Genomic DNA, 18,276 nt, shown 5'->3' with positions numbered 1-18,276 from the left:
CCTGAGCAAGTCATCGACGCGATTGCGGCCCGGCGCGCAGGGGTAGGCTGCCGCCATGCGCGACGCCATCGAACCCCCCGCGGCCCCGGAGCTGACCGGCGACGACCTCGCGACGTGGGCCGCGGTGGCAACGGTGCTGGAATGGCTGCCCGCCGCCCTCGACGCCAACCTTCAGCGAGACGCACAGCTCACCCACTTCGAGTACGGCGTGCTGTACGCCCTGTACCGCGCCCCCGAGGGAACGCTCCGAATGAGCACGCTGGCCGGGTACGCGAACAGCACCCTCTCGCGGTTGTCGCGCGCGGCGTCGAGGCTGGAGTCGAAAGGGTGGGTCCACCGCACCCCCGACCCCGCCGACGGGCGCTACACGCTCGCCGTCCTCACCGAGCGCGGGTACGGCAAGGTCCGGCAGGCCACCCCGGGACACGAGCGCACGGTCAGGCGGCTCGTCCTGGATCCACTGACGGCATCGCAGACGCGACAGCTCCGCGAGATCGGCCACCGCATCATGCGTGCCGTGCGCGACGAGGACGGCTGGGCACCGCCGCCCGGCCCCGCACCGAGCCCGTAGGCGGTGCGGGGACGGGCGACGCGGTCGAGCAGGCGGGATCAGACGTTGAAGTACTTGGCCTCCGGGTGGTGCAGCACGAACGCGTCAGTCGACTGCTCGGGATGCAACTGCAGTTCCTCCGACAGCGTCACCCCGATGCGGTCGGCGCCGAGCATCTCGACGAGCGGCCCGCGGTCCTCGAGGTTCGGGCACGCGCCGTACCCGAAGGAATAGCGCGCCCCGAGATAGCCGAGGTCGAAGAACTGCTCGACGTCGTCGGGGTCCTGCGCCGCGACGGCGCGACCGTCGCCGAAGACGAGTTCTTCGCGGACCCGGCGATGCCAGTACTCGGCGAGCGCCTCGGTGAGCTGGACCCCGAGACCGTGGACCTCGAGGTAGTCGCGGTACGCGTTCGCCTCGAACAGCTCGTTCGCGAAGTCGGCGATGGGCTGTCCCATCGTCACGAGCTGCATCGGCCACACGTCGACCTGACCGCTCGCACGGGCGCTCTCGCGCGAACGCACGAAGTCGGCGATGCACAGGAACCGCCCGCGCTGCTGACGCGGGAACGAGAACCGCTGCCGCACTTCGGCATCCGGGTCCGGCTCGGCGAGCACGAGGACGTCGTCACCCTCGCTGACGACGGGAAAGTAGCCGTACACGACGGCCGCGTGCGCCAGGATCCCCTCGACGCCGAGCCGGTCGAGCCAGTACCGCAGCCGCGGCAGGCCCTCGGTCTCGACGAGGTCCTCGTACGTCGGCCCGTCGCCCTTGCGCTGGCCGCGCAGCCCCCACTGCCCGAGGAACAGCGCGCGGTGATCGAGGAGTTCCGAGTACTCGGCGAGAGCGACGCCCTTGACGATCCGGGTTCCCCAGAACGGCGGCGTCGGCACCGCGATGTCGGCGGCGACGTCCGAACGCTCCGGCACCTCGACGGGAGCCTCTGCAGCCTTGCGCTTCTCGGCGATCCGCTTGCTTCGCTCGTGCCGGGCCTTGCGCTCCGCCGCCTTCTCGCGGGCCGCGATCGCCTCGGGGCTGTCCGGATCGGGGGCGTGACCGCGTTTGGTCGCCATGATCTCGTCCATGAGCCGCAGCCCCTCGAACGCATCGCGCGCGTAACTGACCTCGCCCTCGTACATCTCGGCGAGATCGTTCTCGACGAACGAGCGGGTCAGTGCGGCGCCGCCGAGCAGCACCGGGTACTTGTCCGCCACCCCGCGCGTGTTGAGCTCGGCGAGGTTGTCCTTCATGACGACGGTGGACTTCACGAGCAGGCCCGACATGCCGATCACGTCGGCGCGCTCGGCCTCGGCGGCCTCGATGATCGACGAGATCGGCTGCTTGATCCCGAGATTGACGACGTCGTAGCCGTTGTTGCTGAGAATGATGTCGACGAGGTTCTTGCCGATGTCGTGGACGTCGCCCTTGACGGTCGCGATGACGAGCCGGCCCTTGCCGTCCTCGTCGGTCGCCTCCATGTGCGGTTCGAGGTGCGCGACGGCGGCCTTCATGACCTCGGCCGACTGCAGCACGAACGGCAGCTGCATGCGGCCCGATCCGAAGAGCTCACCGACGGTCTTCATGCCCGACAGCAGCGTCTCGTTGATGATCGCGAGCGGCGGCTTCTCCTCCATCGCGGCAGCGAGGTCGTCACCGAGGCCGTTGCGATCGCCGTCGACGATGCGCCGCTCGAGCCGCTCGAACAGCGGCAGCGCCGCGAGTTCCGCGGCGCGCGACTCGCGTGCGGACGCCGCGGAGACGCCCTCGAACAGTTCCATGAGCCGCTGCAGCGGGTCGTAGCCCTCGGCACGGCGGTCGTAGACGAGGTCGAGGGCGACCTCGCGCTGCTCGTCCGGAATCCGCGCGATGGGAACGATCTTCGACGCGTGGACGATCGCGGTGTCGAGTCCGGCCTGCGTCGCCTCGTGGAGGAACACCGAGTTGAGCACCTGCCGCGCAGCGGGATTGAGACCGAAGGAGATGTTCGAGATGCCGAGCGTGAAGTGCACGCGCGGATGACGTTTCGCGAGTTCGCGGATCGCCTCGATGGTCTCGATCCCGTCGCGCCGCACCTCCTCCTGGCCGGTGGAGATCGGGAAGGTCAGCGCATCGATGACGACGTCGGACTCGTCGAGTCCCCACGTGCCGGTGATGTCCGCGAGCAGGCGCTCCGCGATGGCGACCTTCTTCTCCGCGGTGCGGGCCTGGCCCTCCTCGTCGATCGTGAGAGCCACGACGGCCGCGCCGTGCTCCTTCACGAGGGCCATGATCCGCTGGTACCGCGACTCGGGGCCGTCGCCGTCCTCGAAGTTCACCGAGTTCACGACGCAGCGGCCGCCGAGATTCTCGAGTCCGGCCTGCAGCACGGCGGGCTCGGTCGAGTCGAGCATGATCGGCAGCGTCGACGCCGTCGCGAACCGGCTCGCGAGCGCGGCCATGTCGGCGACGCCGTCGCGGCCCACGTAGTCGACGTTGAGGTCGAGCATGTGCGCGCCGTCGCGGGTCTGGTCCTTCGCGATCTCGAGGCACTGCTGGTAGTCCTCGGCGATCATCGCCTCACGGAACGCCTTCGAGCCGTTGGTGTTCGTCCGCTCGCCGATCATGAGGATCGACGCGTCCTGATCGAACGGGACGGACGTGTACAGCGACGACGTCGCGGACTCGTGCGACGGCGTGCGCCGGGCCCGCTCGGCGTCGGCGACGGCGTCGGCGAGCACCCGGATGTGCTCGGGCGTGGTGCCGCAGCAGCCGCCGACGAGCGAGAGCCCGAACTCGCTCACGAAGCCCGACAGCGCCTCCGCGAGCTCGTCGGGCGTCAGCGGGTACTCCGCGCCGTTGGGCCCGAGGAGCGGGAGCCCGGCGTTCGGCATGACCGAGACGGGCATCGAGGCGTGCTGCGACAGGTGCCGCAGGTGCTCGCTCATCTCGTCCGGGCCGGTGGCGCAGTTCAGCCCGATGACGTCGACGCCGAGCGGCTCGATCGCGGTGAGCGCGGCACCGATCTCGCTGCCGAGCAGCATGGTGCCGGTCGTCTCGACGGTCACGTGGGTGATGACGGGCAGGTCGACGCCGCGGCGGGCCATCGCGGCGCGGCTGCCGAGGACCGCGGCCTTGACCTGCAACAGATCCTGGCAGGTTTCGACGAGGATCGCGTCGGCGCCGCCGTCGATCATGCCGAGCGCCGCCTCGGTGTAGGCGTCGCGCAGCGTCGCGTAGGGGGCGTGGCCGAGGCTGGGAAGTTTGGTGCCCGGCCCCATCGAGCCGAGCACGAACCGCGGCAGGCCGTCGCGTCCCGGTCCCATCTCGTCGGCGACCTCGCGCGCGAGCGCGGTGCCCTTCTCGGACAGCTCCTGGATGCGGTCGGCGATGTCGTAGTCGGCGAGATTGGGCAGGTTGCAGCCGAAGGTGTTGGTCTCGACGGCGTCCGCACCGGCCTCGAAATAGGCGCGGTGGATCCCGCGCAGGACGTCGGGACGCGTGTCGTTGAGGATCTCGTTGCAGCCTTCGAGGCCGGCGAAATCGTCGAGCGTGAGATCCGCGGCCTGCAACATCGTGCCCATCGCGCCGTCACCGATGACGACACGCGTGCGGAGCGCATCGAGCAGGCCAGAGCGGGAGACGGCAGACATGGCGTCCAGACTAGTGGGCACAAGCGCGGCCCCCGGTCGTAGGCTGGGTGGGTGAACTCTCCCGACATGCCGACAGGTGCCGACCGCACAGGCGATTCCCGTTCCGGGAACGCCGACGGCGCCGCGGCAGGCGTGCCCGAGATCACAGGGCTGCCCGCGCTGCGCGATCCCGTCCTCGTCGCGTCGTTCGAAGGATGGAACGACGCCGGCGACGCCGCGAGCGGGGCGGTCGAACACCTCGAACTGATCTGGGACGCGCAACCGCTCGCCGAACTCGACTCCGAGGACTACTACGACTACCAGGTCAACCGCCCGACGGTCCGCATGATCGGTGGCGTGACCCGCGAGATCTCGTGGCCCGCGACGCGGCTGTCGGTGTGTACCCCGCCCGGCTCGACCCGCGACATCGTGCTGTTGCGCGGCATCGAGCCGAACATGCGCTGGCGCAGCTTCTGCGCCGAACTCATCGAGCTCATGAACGAACTGAAGATCGAGACGGCGGTCATCCTGGGTGCACTACTCGCGGACACCCCGCACACGCGGCCCGTGCCCGTCACCGGCTCGGCGTACAGCGCGGACGCCGCGGCGAAGTACGACCTCGAGGAGACCCGGTACGAGGGCCCGACGGGCATCACGGGCGTCCTGCAGGACGAGTGCGTGCGGGCCGGCAACCCGGCGGTCTCGTTCTGGGCGGCCGTTCCTCACTACGTCTCGCAGCCGCCCAACCCGAAGGCGATGGTCGCGCTGCTGCAGCGGGTCGAGGAGGTCCTCGATCTCGAGGTCCCGCTGGGCGAGTTGCCGACGCAGGCCGAGGCATGGGAGGACGCCGTCACCGAGATGACGACGTCGGACGAGGAGATCGGCGACTACGTCCGTTCGCTCGAGGAGCGCGGCGACGCCGAGATCGACATCTCCGATGCGATCGCGAAGATCGACGGCGACGCGCTCGCCGAGGAATTCGAGCGGTATCTGCGGCGGCGCGGTCCCGGCGGATTCGGGCGGTGACGCGCGGCTCCGCCGCGAATCGCGGGGAGGGCCCCCGGCGCAGGCCGCTGCGCCCCCGTCTCCAGGTGGCCGTGCTCTACGGCGGCGGCTTCCTCGGTCCGTTCGGCGGCAGCGTCGTCGCGTCGGTGCTGCCGGAGATCGGTGCGGATCTCTCGGTCGGTCCCGCCGCCGCGGCGACGAGCCTGACGTCGTACCTGCTGCCGTTCGCCGCCTGCATGCTGTTCTCCGGCACGCTCGGTGCCCGATGGGGCCGCGGCCGCACCGTCCGGATCGCGTACGGGGTGTACGCGGCGGCGTCGCTGCTGTGCGTGCTCGCCCCGACCTTCGTGGTGTTCTCGGCGGGGCGCGTGCTGCAGGGCTGCGCGAACGCGTTCACCACTCCCCTGCTCATGGCGGCGCTCGCGGCCGTGACGCCGCGTGAGCGGCTCGGCCGGGCTCTCGGCATCTTCGGTGCCTGCCAGGCCGCCGGCCAAGCGAGTGCCCCGCTCGTCGGCGGCCTCGCGGGCGAGGTGACGTGGCGGCTCGCGTTCGTCGTGCTGGCGGTCGTCGCGGTCGGGATGGGCGCGACAGGGATGCCCGCGGCCACGGCGACCGGCGGCGAGCCCGCGCGGCTGCGCGACGCCCTCACGGCCCGCACTCTGCGCATCGGCGGGGTCGCGCTGCTCGGTTGGGGCGCGCTCGGCGGGCTGAACTTCCTCGTCTCGTTCCGCGCCGACGACGTGTTCACGCTGAATCCGACCGCGCGCGGGCTCGTTCTCACGGGCTTCGGGGTCGCGGGGATCCTGACGGCACGCCGGGTCGGCGACGTGATCGACCGACTCGGTGCGTATCGCGCGACGCTGCTCGGCGCGGTGACCGGTGCCGCGCTCGTCTGCGCGGTCGGTGCCGTCCCGAGCGTCGCGGTCCTCTCCGTCGCGTGGTTCTGTGCCGGGGTGTCGGCGCAGTTCGTGCTCGTCGGGGTCAACACCGCCGTCCTGGGCTCGACGGAACCGGGAGCAGCGGGCGCGGTCTCGGTCGTTCAGGCGCTGCGCTTCTCCGGCAACGCGATCGCGCCGCTCGCCCTCACCCCCGTGTACGCGATCTCGCCGCTCGCCGCGTTCGTGATCCCAGCCGTCCTCCTGGTGGTTCTGGCGCCGATGCTCATGCCGCGCCGGTGAGTTCGGGTTTTCTTGCTGTTCCGTCCTGTCCGGATTCACGACACGCCGTACTCGCGCAATTCCGGTTTCCGCACGGGACCGACTCGTAGCGTTCGGATCGTGACGGCACACCCCGAGACGATCACGGCGGACCTTCCCCCGCGGCCCGAACGCGACATCGACCTGTTCCGGCTCGCGGTCACGACGCTGCGCGCCGCCCTCCCCCCGGGCTGGACGGTCGCCTCCGGCAAGGCTCGCAGCCTCGCCGACGCACCCGAACGGCTCACGGTCACCGCTCCCACCGGCGAGGTCGCCTCGTTCTCGGTCGTCGCGGCACGCGGTGTCCTCGCGGGCGACGTCGCCCGGATCGCCGAGACCGTCGCCGACGGTGACAACGGGCTCGTCTGCGCGCGGTATCTGTCGGATCCCGTACGCCGCCACCTGGACTCGCGAGGACTCTCCTACGCCGACGCGACCGGCAACGTGTCCTTGTGCGCGCCGCGACCCGCGATCTGGGTACGCGATCGCGGTGCCGACGCCGACCCGTGGCGCGGCCCCGGCCGCCCGCCGGCGCAGCTCACCGGCGACCCCGCCGCACGCGTGGTGCGCGCGCTCGCCGACAACTCGGGTCAGCCCTCCGTCCCGCAGGTCGTGACGCTCTCGGGGGCCTCGACCGGGGCCACCTACCGCGTCGTCGAGACGCTCGCGGAACGGGACCTGCTCGACCGGATTCCGCGTGGCCCGATCACCCGCGTCCGGTGGCAGGCGATGCTGCGGGCGTGGAGCGCCGACGCGTCGTTCAGTGGGTGCCAGCGCCAGGGATTTCGCGCGCCCGACGGCGTCGCAGAGGTGCTGTGCAGGCTCGCGGCACTCGACGAGCACGTGTACTCCGTGACCGGCAGCGCCGCTGCACGTCTCGTCACCGACTACGCAGCCGTGTCGGCCCTCGATCTCTACGCCGACGACGTCCGTGCGCTCGCCACCGAACTCGGCCTGCGCCCGCTCGTCTCACCGGCCGATCCGGCGGCCGACGTCGTCGTCGCGACCCCCCGCTCCCCCGTGGTGTTCGACCGGCTCACGCGCCGCGACGACGTCCGCTACGCGCCGCCCGCCCAGGCCTTCGCCGACCTGCTGGGCTGTGGCGGCGCGAAAGCCGAGGAGGCGGAGCACCTGCTGCAGTGGATGACCCGCAACGAGGCAGCGTGGCGCACACCGATGTCCTGACCCTCGTGACGCGCCCGCCCCGAGACGCTCGCCGCCCTCGGCCGCGCCCTGCGACCGGCCCCGGGCACGCGCGTGCTCGACCTCTCCTGCGGGTCGGGCGAGATGCTGTCCGATCGAGACAGCTGGGATCGCTACGTCGCGGCGCAGTGGCTGTCGATGCGCCGGTGGCTCGACCGGAACCCGGACGACGACCTCGCAGCCGAGGCCCGGGCCGAACTCACCACCGAGCCCGCGCAGTATGCGCGGTTCCAGCGCGAATACCTCGGCCGGGGAGTTCTCGCTCTCGTCCGGCGCTGACGCCTCGCCGCTCAGTCGGTGAGCGCCGCGTACTCGCGCTCGATCGCCTCCTCGATCTCGGGCGCGATCGACCGCGGGCCGCTCGCGTACGTGACGTCGCGCAGTTCACCGGTCCACGGGAACACTCCCCGACGATTGCGCAGATCGGGATCGACCGGGCCACGGGCGTCGCGGCCGATCGAGATTCCCGTCCACGGCGCCATTCCGACGAGTTGCGGGACGTCGGAGATCGTTGCGACGACATCGTCGCCGATCACGAGTGCGAGGTCCCACCGCACCGGGCCGGTCACCGTCGCGACGACACCGATTCCTGTGGCGCCGTGGGGAACCGGGGACGCGGCGCGTTCGATCACGCCGTACGCGTTGTACACGAGCACCGCGTCGCCGTCCTCGACGTACAGCGCGTACCCGGCCTGCGGGTCGCCGTGTGCGAGCAGCACACCCACCTCACCGGCGTACGCACCGATCCGGGCGTGCGCCGACCAGTCGCGCAGCGCGACGAGCCGGGCACTGCGATAACGCTCGAGGACGGGTGTCCCGGGCAGCAGCCGCACCGGCGCGGCGTAGTGCTCCTCCCCCGGCCCGCGGACCGCACCGACCGCGTTGCCCAGGATCGGGTACACGGTGTTCGCCCATGCCGCGTCGTCGAACGCTTGCGCGAGTTCGGCGACCCGCTCCGGATACCGCGCGGCGAGATCGTGGAGTTCGGTGGGATCGGATCGCACGTCGTAGAGCTCCCAGCGCGGCTCGCCCACGTCCGAGGCCGGGTCGAGCAGTGTCGGGTTGAGCGCCAGCAGCTTCCAGCCGTCACGGTAGTAGCCGCGATTGCCCGTCATCTCGGTGTACTGCTCGGTGTGCGGCGAGTCCGCCGCCGGATCGCGGAGCACTTCCGCGACGGACACACCGTCTACGGGCTGTGCGGGCAGGCCCCGCCGCCGCTCGGGGGCCGTCGCCCCGACGAGGTCGAGCAGCGTGGGCGCGAGATCGGTGACGTACGCGAACTCCGTCCGTAGCCCGTCGTCGTCCGCCTGCCGCGCCAGCCCGGCCGGCCACGACACGAGCAACGGGACGCGGACGCCGCCCGCGAACGACTGCCCCTTGTAGAACCGGAAAGGCGTGTTCGACGCCTGCGCCCAGCCGCGGGGATAGTGCACGCCGAGGCGCGGGCCACCGATGAGATCGACATCGTGCGGAACGTCGCCGACCCAGCCCGGTTCGCGGATCCGCGCGAACTCCGCGAAGTAGCTGCGGGTCCCCTCGGCACCACCCTCGGCGGTCCCGCCGTTGTCCGTCGTGAAGACGACGATCGTGTCGTCGGTCTCGCCGAGCTCGTCCAGCAGCGCGAGCAGCCTCCCGAGCGAGTCGTCGATCGAGGTGACCATCGCGGCGTACACCTCCTGATACCGGGCGTAGCGCTCCTGCGTCTCCGCGTCGAGCGAATCCCACGCCGGGACGTCGAAGCCGCCCAGGACGTTGCGGGCGTCGCGGGTCCCCTCCGGAAACAGGCCGTCGGCGATCTGGCGCGCGAACCGCTCGCGACGCACGGCGTCCCACCCCTGGTCGTACCGCCCGCGGTGCTTCGCGATGTCGGCCGCCTTCGCCTGCAGCGGACCGTGCATCGCGACGTGCGCGAAGTACAGGAAGAAGGGCTTCTCGGCGTCGTGCGCGCGCAGATCCTTCACGAACGACAGCGCGCGGTCGGTGAGATCGTCGGTGAGGTAGTAGTCCTCCGGATACTCGTCCACGTCCTGCGCCGAGTTGTCGGCCACCAGCTGATTGGGGTGGAAGAACGAGTTCAGCCCCTCCAGCGAGCCGTAGTACCGATCGAAACCGCGCTGGGTGGGCCAGGATTCGCGGGTACGGCCGGGACTCATGTTCGCGTCGCGCACCAGATGCCACTTGCCCACGGCGTACGTCGCGTACCCGGCGCCGCGCAGCACCTCGGGCAGGGTGTGGACGTCGTCGGCGAGTTCGAGGCGCAGGCCCGGGAAGCCGGGATCGGCGTTCGCGACGAAGCCGTATCCCGCGCGGTGCGGGTTGAGACCGGTGAGCAGCGCCGCGCGCGACGGCGAGCACAGCGGTGTCGTGTGGTAGTTCGTGAACCGGTAGCCGTCGCCGGCGATCCGGTCGAGGTTCGGCGTCGGGATCTCGGAGCCGAACGGACCGATGTCGGCGAATCCCATGTCGTCGACGAGGATCACGACGACGTTGGGGCTACCGGAACGGGCACGCTCGCGCGCGGGCCAGTGGGGCGTCGACTCCGCCGCGGTGCGTCCGGCCACTCCGCCGAAGCCGTCGTACCCCCTGGCGTGGGGCGGGATCTCGGACTCGCGCGGCGCGCGGGATGTGGGCGACATGCCCGCAGTGAAGCACCCGTTCGCGGCGGCGCCGGATTGAAATCGGCGTGAGCAGATGTCCGCGCACGTCACGTGCACGAGATCGTTCGAATCACCGTGAGTGCAACTGTTTTCGGTTCTCCGGCGATTGCGGGCCAATCGGGTGTGCTCTACGGTTCGGCCCATGACCAGCGCCGATACCGCACACGCCGTCACGCCTCGCGTGGCGCCGTGTCGCACGCGCTGTCGCCGCTGCTGTCGCTGACGCCGGCTCGTCTCGCTGCGCTCTCTCGCCGCAGCGCTCTCGCGTTTCCGCACCGCCGCGCTCGCGGCGTACCTCCCGCCTTCCCGGCTACACGCCTTCCCGGCACGACACGAAGGACGACCTGTGCCCGTTTCCATCCGACCACCGGACTCGGTGATCCGGCCGACACGCCGAGCATTCCTCGGCATGTCGCTCGCCCTGGCCCTCGGCGCCGCGACCGGCTGCTCCTCCGCGGTCGCCGAACTCCGGTCCGGCGCGGCCACGAGTGCCGCGACCGGCCCCGTCCGCGGCGGAACCCTCCGCGTCGGGGTCCTGCAGGATCTCGTCGCCGGCGGCGTGATGATGGGGACCCACTCGACGGCGACACTGCTGACGGGACTCGCCTTCGACCGGCTCGTCGAGTACTCGGACGGCACGCTCACCCCGCAGCCGTCGCTCGCTACGGAGTGGACGATCTCCCCCGACGGCCGCCGCTTCGAGTTCACGCTCCGCGACGACGTCCGCTACCACTCGGGCCGCCCCTTCACCTCGGCCGACGCCGAGTTCTCGCTGCGCGCCTACGCCGACCCCGTCTGGACGGCCCAGTTGCGCAGCACGGCGGCCGCGATCACGTCGTTCGACAGCTCCGATCCGCACCGGCTCGTCCTCGGCCTCGACGCACCCGTCGGCAACCTCTTCGATCTGCTCTCCATGGTGCCCATGATCGACGCCGAGTCCGCCGAGGACCTGCGCGCCGGACTCCGCTACGTCGGGACGGGCCCGTTCCGGTTCGCCGCCCGCACCCCGAACTCGCGGATCGAGTTCGTGCGCAACGACTCCTACTGGCAGCCCGAACGGCCGTATCTCGACGGCGTCGCCGTCACGATCGTGCCCGACGCCTCCGCACTGCTGTCGAGCGTGCGCGCCGGACAGGTCGACATCTCCCCCGATCTCACCTACCGCGACGCGAACAATCTCACGCGCCTCGGCGGTTTCCGCGTCGTCGACGGCAACGGCGCGGAGTCGAACGCCTACCTCGGGATGAACGTTCTCGCGCCGGGGCTGTCCGACGTGCGGGTACGCCGCGCCGTCGCCCTCGCGGTCGACCGCGACCGCATCGTCGACGAGGTGTACCGCGGCTCGGCCCGCGCCGCGAGCCTGCCCTGGCCCGAGTCCTCGCCCGCGTACGACCCCGTCAAGGACCGGACGTTCACCCGTGACGTCGAGGCCGCCCGCGCACTGCTCGACGAGGCCCGCCGCGACGGCGACGTCCCGGCCATCCCGCTCTCGTACTCCGCCGGCAGCCCGAGCTACGAGGTCATCGCGCAGATCGTGCAGGCCGACCTCGCCGAGGCGGGCCTCGAGATCCGGCTCGACCCCGTCGAGTACACCGTCGCGATCGAGCGGCTGACGTCCGGTGAGTTCCCCGGAATATGGCTCCTGCAGCACGGTTTCGCGCAGTACCAGCCGTCGACACTCACGGTGAGCGCGTATCCGTTCAACGCGCGCCGGAACGCCTCCAACTTCCGGTCCGACGACTACATCCGGATCGCCGACGCCGCATGGCGAATCCCGGACGGGGCGTCGCCCGACGCGATCGCGCGCTACGGCGAGCTGAGCGACGCACTGCTCGACTCCGTCTTCCTCGCCGAGCTCGCCGTCGTCACCCCACGCACCGTCGTGTCGTCCCGCGTACAGGAGTTCACATGGAATCGGCGCGGCGAAGCGCTCCTCGCAGGGACGTACCTCTCATGACGACACCGGGTACGACGACCACACCTGCTCCCCCGACCCGCCTGCGTGCGCTCGCTCGCCATCTCGCCGGGCGGCTGCCCTCTGCCGTCGCGGTTCTCGTCGGCGCCTCGATCCTCGTGTTCGTCTCGCTGCGGCTGCTTCCGGGCGACCCGGCCGTGGCCCTCGCGGGCCAGGACGCGACCCCCGAGTCGATCGCGGCGATCCGCCATGAACTCGGTCTCGACGCGTCGCTCGTCGCGCAGTACTGGAGCTGGATCTCCGGGCTCGTCACGGGCGACGCCGGCCGCAGCCACCAGATCGGCGGCAGCGTCGGGGAACTCCTCGCGGACGCGCTGCCCAACACCGTCGTGCTCGCCGGGACCGCGCTCGGCTTCGCGATTCTCACGGCCCTCGTGCTCTCCGTCGCCTCGGTCGCATGGCCCAAGCGGGCACTCACCACGATCGTCGACGCCGCGGGCACCCTCGCCGTCGCGCTCCCGCCGTTCGTGACGGGCGTGCTGTTCGTGCTGGTGTTCGCCGTGCTCGTCCCGATCCTCCCGGCAGGCGGCCTGCCGCCCGGCCGCTTCCTCGACCGGCCGGACATCACCGCCCAGTATCTGCTGATGCCGGCGCTGTGCCTGGGACTGCCGGCGGCCGCCGCCCTCACCCGGTTCCTCACCGAGTCGCTGCGCACCGAGATGAACAGCCCGCACGCACTCACCCAGCTCGCGCTCGGTGTCTCCCGCGTGCACATCCTGACCCACGGCGCGCTGCGCGCCGCGCTGCCGCCGGTGACCACGGTGCTCGGCGTCGTGACGGGAACGCTGCTCGGCGGCGCCGTCCTCGTCGAGGCGATCTTCGCGTGGCCCGGCGTCGGAATGCTCATCGAACAGGGCATCAGCCGGCGCGACTACCCGGTGGTGCAGGCCCTGCTGCTGCTCGCCGTCGCGGTGTTCGTCGTCATCCAGCTGCTCACCGACCTGGTCAACGCCCTCCTCGATCCTCGTATCACGACAGGAGCACGCTCGTGACCGTCTCCGAACTCCACCGGCCGGCGCCCGCGCCGCGTCCCGAGCCGCTCGCGCGCGGCCGCCGCGTCCGGCCCGACGCTCGCATCCTCGCCGGCGGCGGACTCGTGCTCGTCGTCGTGCTCGCGGGCCTCGCCGCACCGTGGCTCGCACCGTACGGGCCGCTCGAACAGATCCGCGGCGCGAACCTCGTCGGCGCGAGCGCCCAGCACTGGTTCGGCACCGACGAGGTCAATCGGGACGTGTTCAGCCGCACGCTGTTCGGCATCCGCACCAACCTCGCGATCGTCGTCCCCGCAGTCCTCGTCGGCGCCGCACTCGGCACCCTCCTCGGCCTGCTCGCGACGACGCACCGCGCCCTCGACACCCTCACCCAGCGTGCCTTCGACGTCGTGCTCGCGTTTCCCGCGCTCATCCTCGCGATCGCCCTGGCCGCGGCGTTCGGTCCCGGTGCGACGACGGTCGCCGTCGTCATCGCCGTCGTCGAGGTCCCGCTGTTCGGCAGGCTCGTACGGTCGTCGGTGCTGTCGATTCGGGAGCGTCCCTACGTCGAGGCCGCCGAGGTGATCGGCGCGTCACGCCGGTGGGTGCTGCGGCGGCACGTGCTGCCCAACTCGCTCGAACCGCTCGGCGTGCAGCTCGCCCTGTCGCTGTCGACCGCCGTCTTCGTCGAGGGAGCCATGAGCTTCATCGGAATCGGAGTGCGCCCGCCCGACCCGTCGCTCGGCGCCATCGTGTCCGGCGCGGTCCCGAACATGGACGCGAACCCCTTCTACGCGATCGGCCCGCTCGCCGTCGTCGCGGCGCTCGTCCTGGGATTCCTCCTCGTCTCCCAGGGAATCTCACGCACCCGCCGATCGTGACCGCCCGCTCCGGACAGGACTCACCATGACAACGCAGACCACGAGAAGCCGGACGGCGACGCCACACACCGTGGCACCGCCGCGCGGCACCCGGCCCGACGCAGCGCACGTCCCCGCACTCGCCGTTCGCGGGCTCACCGTGGCGATCACGGATCGCCGCGGCGACACCAGGGCCGTCGTCGACGACGTCGACCTCACCGTCGCGCGCGGCGAGATCGTCGCGCTCGTCGGCGAATCCGGCTCCGGAAAATCCCTGACTGCACGCGCCGCACTCGGCCTGCTGCCCGAGCGCGCGAGGGCGAGCGGATCGATCACGGTCGCCGGTACCGAGGTCGTGGGGGCCGACGAGGCGACACTCCGCTCGGTCCGGGGTGCTCGCGCCGCGATGGTGTTCCAGGAGCCGCAGACCGCGCTCAACCCCGTCCAGACCATCGGGACGCAGCTGCGGACGGCGCTGGGCGCACACGAGTCGCGCCCGGCACGAGGCCGGCGAGCCCGGGCCGAGGTCCGCCGCCGCAGCATCGAGTTGCTGCGGCGCGTCGAACTGCCCGATCCGGAGGCGCGCCTCTCGTGGTACCCGCACCAACTGTCGGGCGGGCAGAAGCAGCGCGTCGTCCTCGCGCTCGCCCTCGCGAGCGAACCGGACGTGCTCCTCGCGGACGAGCCCACCACCGCGCTCGACGTCACCGTCCAGGCCGAGATCCTCGCGCTGGTCCGCTCGCTCGCGGCAGGCGGCGGGACCGCCGTTCTGCTCATCACGCACAACATGGGCGTCGTCGCCGACAGCGCCGATCGGGTCGTGGTGATGCGGGCGGGACGCGTCGTCGAGACCGGCGAAGTGCACGCACTCTTCGCGGCACCCAAGACCGACTACACGCGCACCCTGCTCGCGTCGGTCCCGAGGCTCCCCGCAGCGGCGCCCGACCCCGTCCGCACCGCTGCTCCCATTGCCGAGACCACCGGCACCGACACCGACACCCGCGCCGGCGACACTCCCGCGGCCGTGACCTTCGAGGCCGTGACCCGCACGTACGGCGAGTTCACGGCCGTCGACGACGTCACGCTCACCGTCGCGCCCGGCGAGGTACTCGGCATCGTCGGCGAATCAGGTTCGGGCAAGACCACACTCGGCCGCATCGCCCTCGGTCTCGAACGGCCGAGCTCCGGGCGCGTCCTGCTCGGCGGCGTCGACCCCTCGACCGTGTCGCGACGCGACCTCGCGTCGCTGCGGCGCGGTATCGCCCTCGTCCACCAGGATCCCGCCGCGGCGCTCGACCCGCGCTGGTCGATCGCGCGGTCGGTCGCCGAACCGCTCGTCGTCCACCGCGACGCCACCGGATCGCTCGCCCGCGAGCGTGCGCTCACGATGCTCGACGCCGTCGGGCTGCCGCGGCATTTCGGTGCGCGGCGGCCCGCCGAACTCTCGGGCGGGCAACGCCAGCGCGTCGCCCTCGCCCGCGCCCTCGTGCTGCGCCCGACGCTCGTCGTCGCGGACGAACCGACGAGCGCGCTCGACGTCTCGGTGCAGGCGGACGTGCTCGACCTGTTCGAGGACCTGCGCGCGGAGTACGGCTTCGCGTGCCTGTTCATCGCGCACGACCTCGCGGTCGTCCATCGCATCGCCGATCGCGTCGCCGTCATGCGGCACGGGCGCGTCGTCGAACACGACGACGCCGCGACGGTGCTCGGCGCACCCACCCATCCCTACACGGCGGCACTCGTCGACGCCGTCCCACCTCCCGATCCCGTGTCGGCACGCACGCGCCGCACACACCGAATCGTGCCGGCCACTCCGGCGTGAAGCACCCCCACGAAAGGACATCCTCATGACCAGCATCGAATCGCCTCGCCTGCAGGACCTCTCGGTCGACGAGCTGTACCGCGAGGGCGGGATCACCGTCCGCAAGTACGGCCATCACCTCGGCGCGATCGTCGAGGGCGTGACGCTCTCGGGCGACATCTCCGACGCGACGGCACTCGCGATCGAGCACGCGCTCGCCGCGAACGAGGTGGTCTTCTTCCGCGGCCAGGAGCACCTCACCGACCGCATCCAGTACGAGTTCGGCGAGCGGATCGGATCGCCCACCACGACGCATCCGACCGTCCGTTCCGACGACAACCGCACCCTCGTCCTCGAGGCCGCCGCGAGCAGCTGGCACACCGACGTCACCTTCATCGACCGAATCCCGAAGGCGTCGGTGCTGCGTGCCGTCACCGTCCCCGAATACGGCGGCGCCACCACGTGGGCGTCGACGACCGCCGCCTACGATCAGCTCCCCGCGCCGCTGCGGAGCCTCGTCGAGAACCTGTGGGCGGTGCACTCCAACGAGTACGACTACGCCGAGGCGACGCAGGGCCGCCATGCGGACCCGAAAACCGCCGACGCGGCACGCGAGCGCTACTACACCGAGTTCACGCGCGTGATCTTCGAAACGGAGCATCCGGTGGTGCGCGTCCACCCGCAGACCGGCCGGAAGTCGCTGCTGATCGGGCATTTCGTGAAGTCCTTCGTCGGCCTCAAGCCGTCCGAGACGACGGCCCTGTTCCAGCTGCTGCAGAACCGAGTCACCCGGCTCGAGAACACCGTGCGCTGGGCGTGGGCGCCGGGCGACGTCGCGATCTGGGACAACCGCTCGACGCAGCACTACGGCATCTCCGACTACGGCACGGCGGCGCGCCGCATCCACCGCACGACGCTCGCGGGCGACGTCCCCGTCTCGCCCCAGGGCGAGACCAGCCGCATCCGCACGGGCGACGCATCGCACTTCTCGGTGATCGACGAGCCGCGCCCGCTTCCCGGTTTCGCCGCGTCGCACTGAGCGAGCAGCGGATTCGGGCCGGCGCGGTCCGATTACGGCGGTCCGCTGCTGCGGGCGTTCGCACGTGACGGCAGGATGGACACCCGGTGCGCGGTTCGCGTGCACCGGGTGAACACCACGTCACGACCAAGGGAGTGCGGATGACCGTCGGAGTCGGGCTCAGGATCGGTGGTGTGGTCTCGACCGCCGTGGTGGCGACCAACGATCCGGGCTCCCCCGACCCCGTCGTCATCGTCCGCGACACCGTGTTGCACATGTTCCCCGACGGCACGGCACTCTTCGGTGGACGCGCCCCCCGCCGGCGGCGGTGTGCACTCGGTGTCGGGCTTCGTACCGCTCGTCGGCGACGAGGCGGGTCTGCTCGTCGGTGACGGCATCCGTTATCGCGCCGAGGATCTCGTCGCAGGATCGGTCCCGTGCCTGCTGACGGAATGCGAGCCGCTGCCCGCGCGAGGCGGTCGGTCCGGCGGCCGTCCCGACATCATGGTCGCCCACCCCACCCGCTGGGACGCCCACGCGATCGCCGCGCTCCGCGACGCCCTCGACTACGCCGGCCTCGACGACATCGCGCTCGTCTCGGACGCCGAGGCCACCTCGGCGTGGTACGAGTCCGAGATCGCCGACCGGCCCGGTCAGCTCGTCGGCATCTACCACGTCGACGACGCGGGAGTCACCGTGTCGCTCAACCGGTCCGGCGTCCCCGCCGGGAAGGCCTTCCGGTACACCGACCGCTCGGGATCGCCCGCCTCACAACTCGCGACGGCGCTCGGCGCGTTCGGATGGCTGCCCGAGAATCTCGACGCCGTCGTCGTCACGGCGGACGGCGTCGTGGCCCGCGACAACACGGCGATCCGCTCCGTGGCCGAGACGATCAGCAGCAAGCTCGCGGTGCACTGCGTCATCGGACCCGGACCCGAGCAGACCGCGGCGCTCGGCGCGGCGATCCGCGCGACCGGGTTCAATCCCACGACGCACCGGCAGACCCCGATCGGGCTTCCGCCGTCGTACGACATCACCGAGGTGATCCAGGCGATCGTCGACGACCGCCCCGCGCCCGACGCCGCCGCCGATCCGTCGGTCACGACCGCGGCGACGACGCCCGCACAGCACGGCGGCACGACCGAGGCGGCCGCTGTCGCGACACGCACGGCCGCCTCGTCCGACTCCCCCGCGTCCGACTCCGGTTCGCCCGGGTCCGGCCCGTCCGACGCCGGCACGGCCGACCCCGTCGCTGCCTCGTCGTCGTCACGGGTTCCCGTGTGGGCCCTCGTCGCCGCACTGGTCGTGGTCGTCGCCGGGGCCGGTGTGGGCGCCGCCGTCCTGCTGTGATCGCCGGGCGACGGTTCGGCTTTTTCTGGTGTTCCGTTCGTCACGAAGTCGTGCTTCGCGGTGGAAGGACGTCGGCCTCTAG

Annotated in this window: 13 protein-coding genes; 11 read left to right on the top strand and 2 right to left on the bottom strand. The window is 71.5% G+C overall.

Annotation, left to right across the window (positions count from 1 at the left end; translation table 11 throughout):
- Positions 1 to 55 precede the first annotated feature (55 nt).
- Entirely contained in the window at positions 56 to 571 is a 516-nt protein-coding gene (locus RR1_RS02610) for a MarR family winged helix-turn-helix transcriptional regulator (RefSeq protein WP_010836300.1), read from the top strand.
- Between the two features lie 38 nt (positions 572 to 609).
- Here RR1_RS02610 and metH read toward each other — a convergent pair whose 3' ends face one another.
- Positions 610 to 4,179 (bottom strand): methionine synthase, encoded by a 3,570-nt coding sequence (gene metH, locus RR1_RS02605; RefSeq protein ID WP_010836301.1) that lies wholly within the window; start codon positions 4,177 to 4,179, stop codon positions 610 to 612.
- Between the two features lie 51 nt (positions 4,180 to 4,230).
- On the opposite strand from metH, the gene RR1_RS02600 reads away from it, so the two are divergent.
- From RR1_RS02600 to RR1_RS02585, 4 genes are all read left to right on the top strand, one after another.
- The gene (locus tag RR1_RS02600; protein ID WP_010836302.1) at positions 4,231 to 5,184 is read left to right on the top strand and encodes a PAC2 family protein; all 954 of its coding nucleotides are present in this window, start codon (positions 4,231 to 4,233) and stop codon (positions 5,182 to 5,184) included.
- Positions 5,181 to 6,341 carry an MFS transporter gene (locus tag RR1_RS02595; RefSeq protein ID WP_255312182.1) on the top strand — a complete coding sequence of 387 codons (1,161 nt, stop codon included), beginning with the start codon at positions 5,181 to 5,183 and terminating at the stop codon, positions 6,339 to 6,341. The genes RR1_RS02600 and RR1_RS02595 overlap by 4 nt, the downstream gene beginning before the upstream one ends.
- A 99-nt stretch (positions 6,342 to 6,440) precedes the next feature.
- Positions 6,441 to 7,544: a hypothetical protein gene (locus RR1_RS02590; protein ID WP_051110984.1), complete on the top strand. Its 1,104-nt coding sequence runs from the start codon at positions 6,441 to 6,443 to the stop codon at positions 7,542 to 7,544.
- Positions 7,545 to 7,616: 72 nt separating this feature from the next.
- On the top strand, positions 7,617 to 7,841 hold the full coding sequence (locus RR1_RS02585) for a hypothetical protein (RefSeq protein ID WP_010836305.1): 225 nt from the start codon (positions 7,617 to 7,619) through the stop codon (positions 7,839 to 7,841).
- An 11-nt stretch (positions 7,842 to 7,852) separates the two neighbouring features.
- Here the strand turns inward: RR1_RS02585 and RR1_RS02580 are convergent, their stop codons facing one another.
- The gene (locus RR1_RS02580) at positions 7,853 to 10,198 is read right to left on the bottom strand and encodes an arylsulfatase (protein WP_051110987.1); all 2,346 of its coding nucleotides are present in this window, start codon (positions 10,196 to 10,198) and stop codon (positions 7,853 to 7,855) included.
- A 367-nt stretch (positions 10,199 to 10,565) separates the two neighbouring features.
- On the opposite strand from RR1_RS02580, the gene RR1_RS02575 reads away from it, so the two are divergent.
- From RR1_RS02575 to RR1_RS02550, 6 genes are all read left to right on the top strand, one after another.
- A complete protein-coding gene (locus tag RR1_RS02575; protein WP_010836307.1) occupies positions 10,566 to 12,176 on the top strand; it encodes an ABC transporter substrate-binding protein in 1,611 nt (536 codons plus the stop codon).
- Positions 12,173 to 13,186, top strand: coding sequence for an ABC transporter permease (locus RR1_RS22585; protein ID WP_051110985.1), 1,014 nt, complete (start codon positions 12,173 to 12,175; stop codon positions 13,184 to 13,186). The genes RR1_RS02575 and RR1_RS22585 overlap by 4 nt, the downstream gene beginning before the upstream one ends.
- On the top strand, positions 13,183 to 14,046 hold the full coding sequence (locus tag RR1_RS22580; protein WP_081634048.1) for an ABC transporter permease: 864 nt from the start codon (positions 13,183 to 13,185) through the stop codon (positions 14,044 to 14,046). Before RR1_RS22585 ends, RR1_RS22580 begins: the two co-directional genes overlap by 4 nt.
- Before the next feature lie 25 nt (positions 14,047 to 14,071).
- Positions 14,072 to 15,847 carry a dipeptide ABC transporter ATP-binding protein gene (locus RR1_RS02560; RefSeq protein ID WP_081634049.1) on the top strand — a complete coding sequence of 592 codons (1,776 nt, stop codon included), beginning with the start codon at positions 14,072 to 14,074 and terminating at the stop codon, positions 15,845 to 15,847.
- 25 nt (positions 15,848 to 15,872) lie between these two features.
- Positions 15,873 to 16,865, top strand: a complete 993-nt coding sequence (locus tag RR1_RS02555; RefSeq protein ID WP_010836310.1) for a TauD/TfdA dioxygenase family protein — start codon at positions 15,873 to 15,875, stop codon at positions 16,863 to 16,865.
- A gap of 282 nt (positions 16,866 to 17,147) precedes the next feature.
- Positions 17,148 to 18,194, top strand: coding sequence for a hypothetical protein (locus tag RR1_RS02550; RefSeq protein ID WP_371836771.1), 1,047 nt, complete (start codon positions 17,148 to 17,150; stop codon positions 18,192 to 18,194).
- Positions 18,195 to 18,276: the final 82 nt, after the last annotated feature.

The organism is Rhodococcus rhodnii NBRC 100604 (assembly GCF_001894925.1).
Taxonomy (GTDB): domain Bacteria; phylum Actinomycetota; class Actinomycetes; order Mycobacteriales; family Mycobacteriaceae; genus Rhodococcus_F; species Rhodococcus_F rhodnii.
The sequence above is the reverse complement of the archived record's forward strand: the minus strand, read 5'-3'. Positions and strand labels throughout refer to the sequence as shown.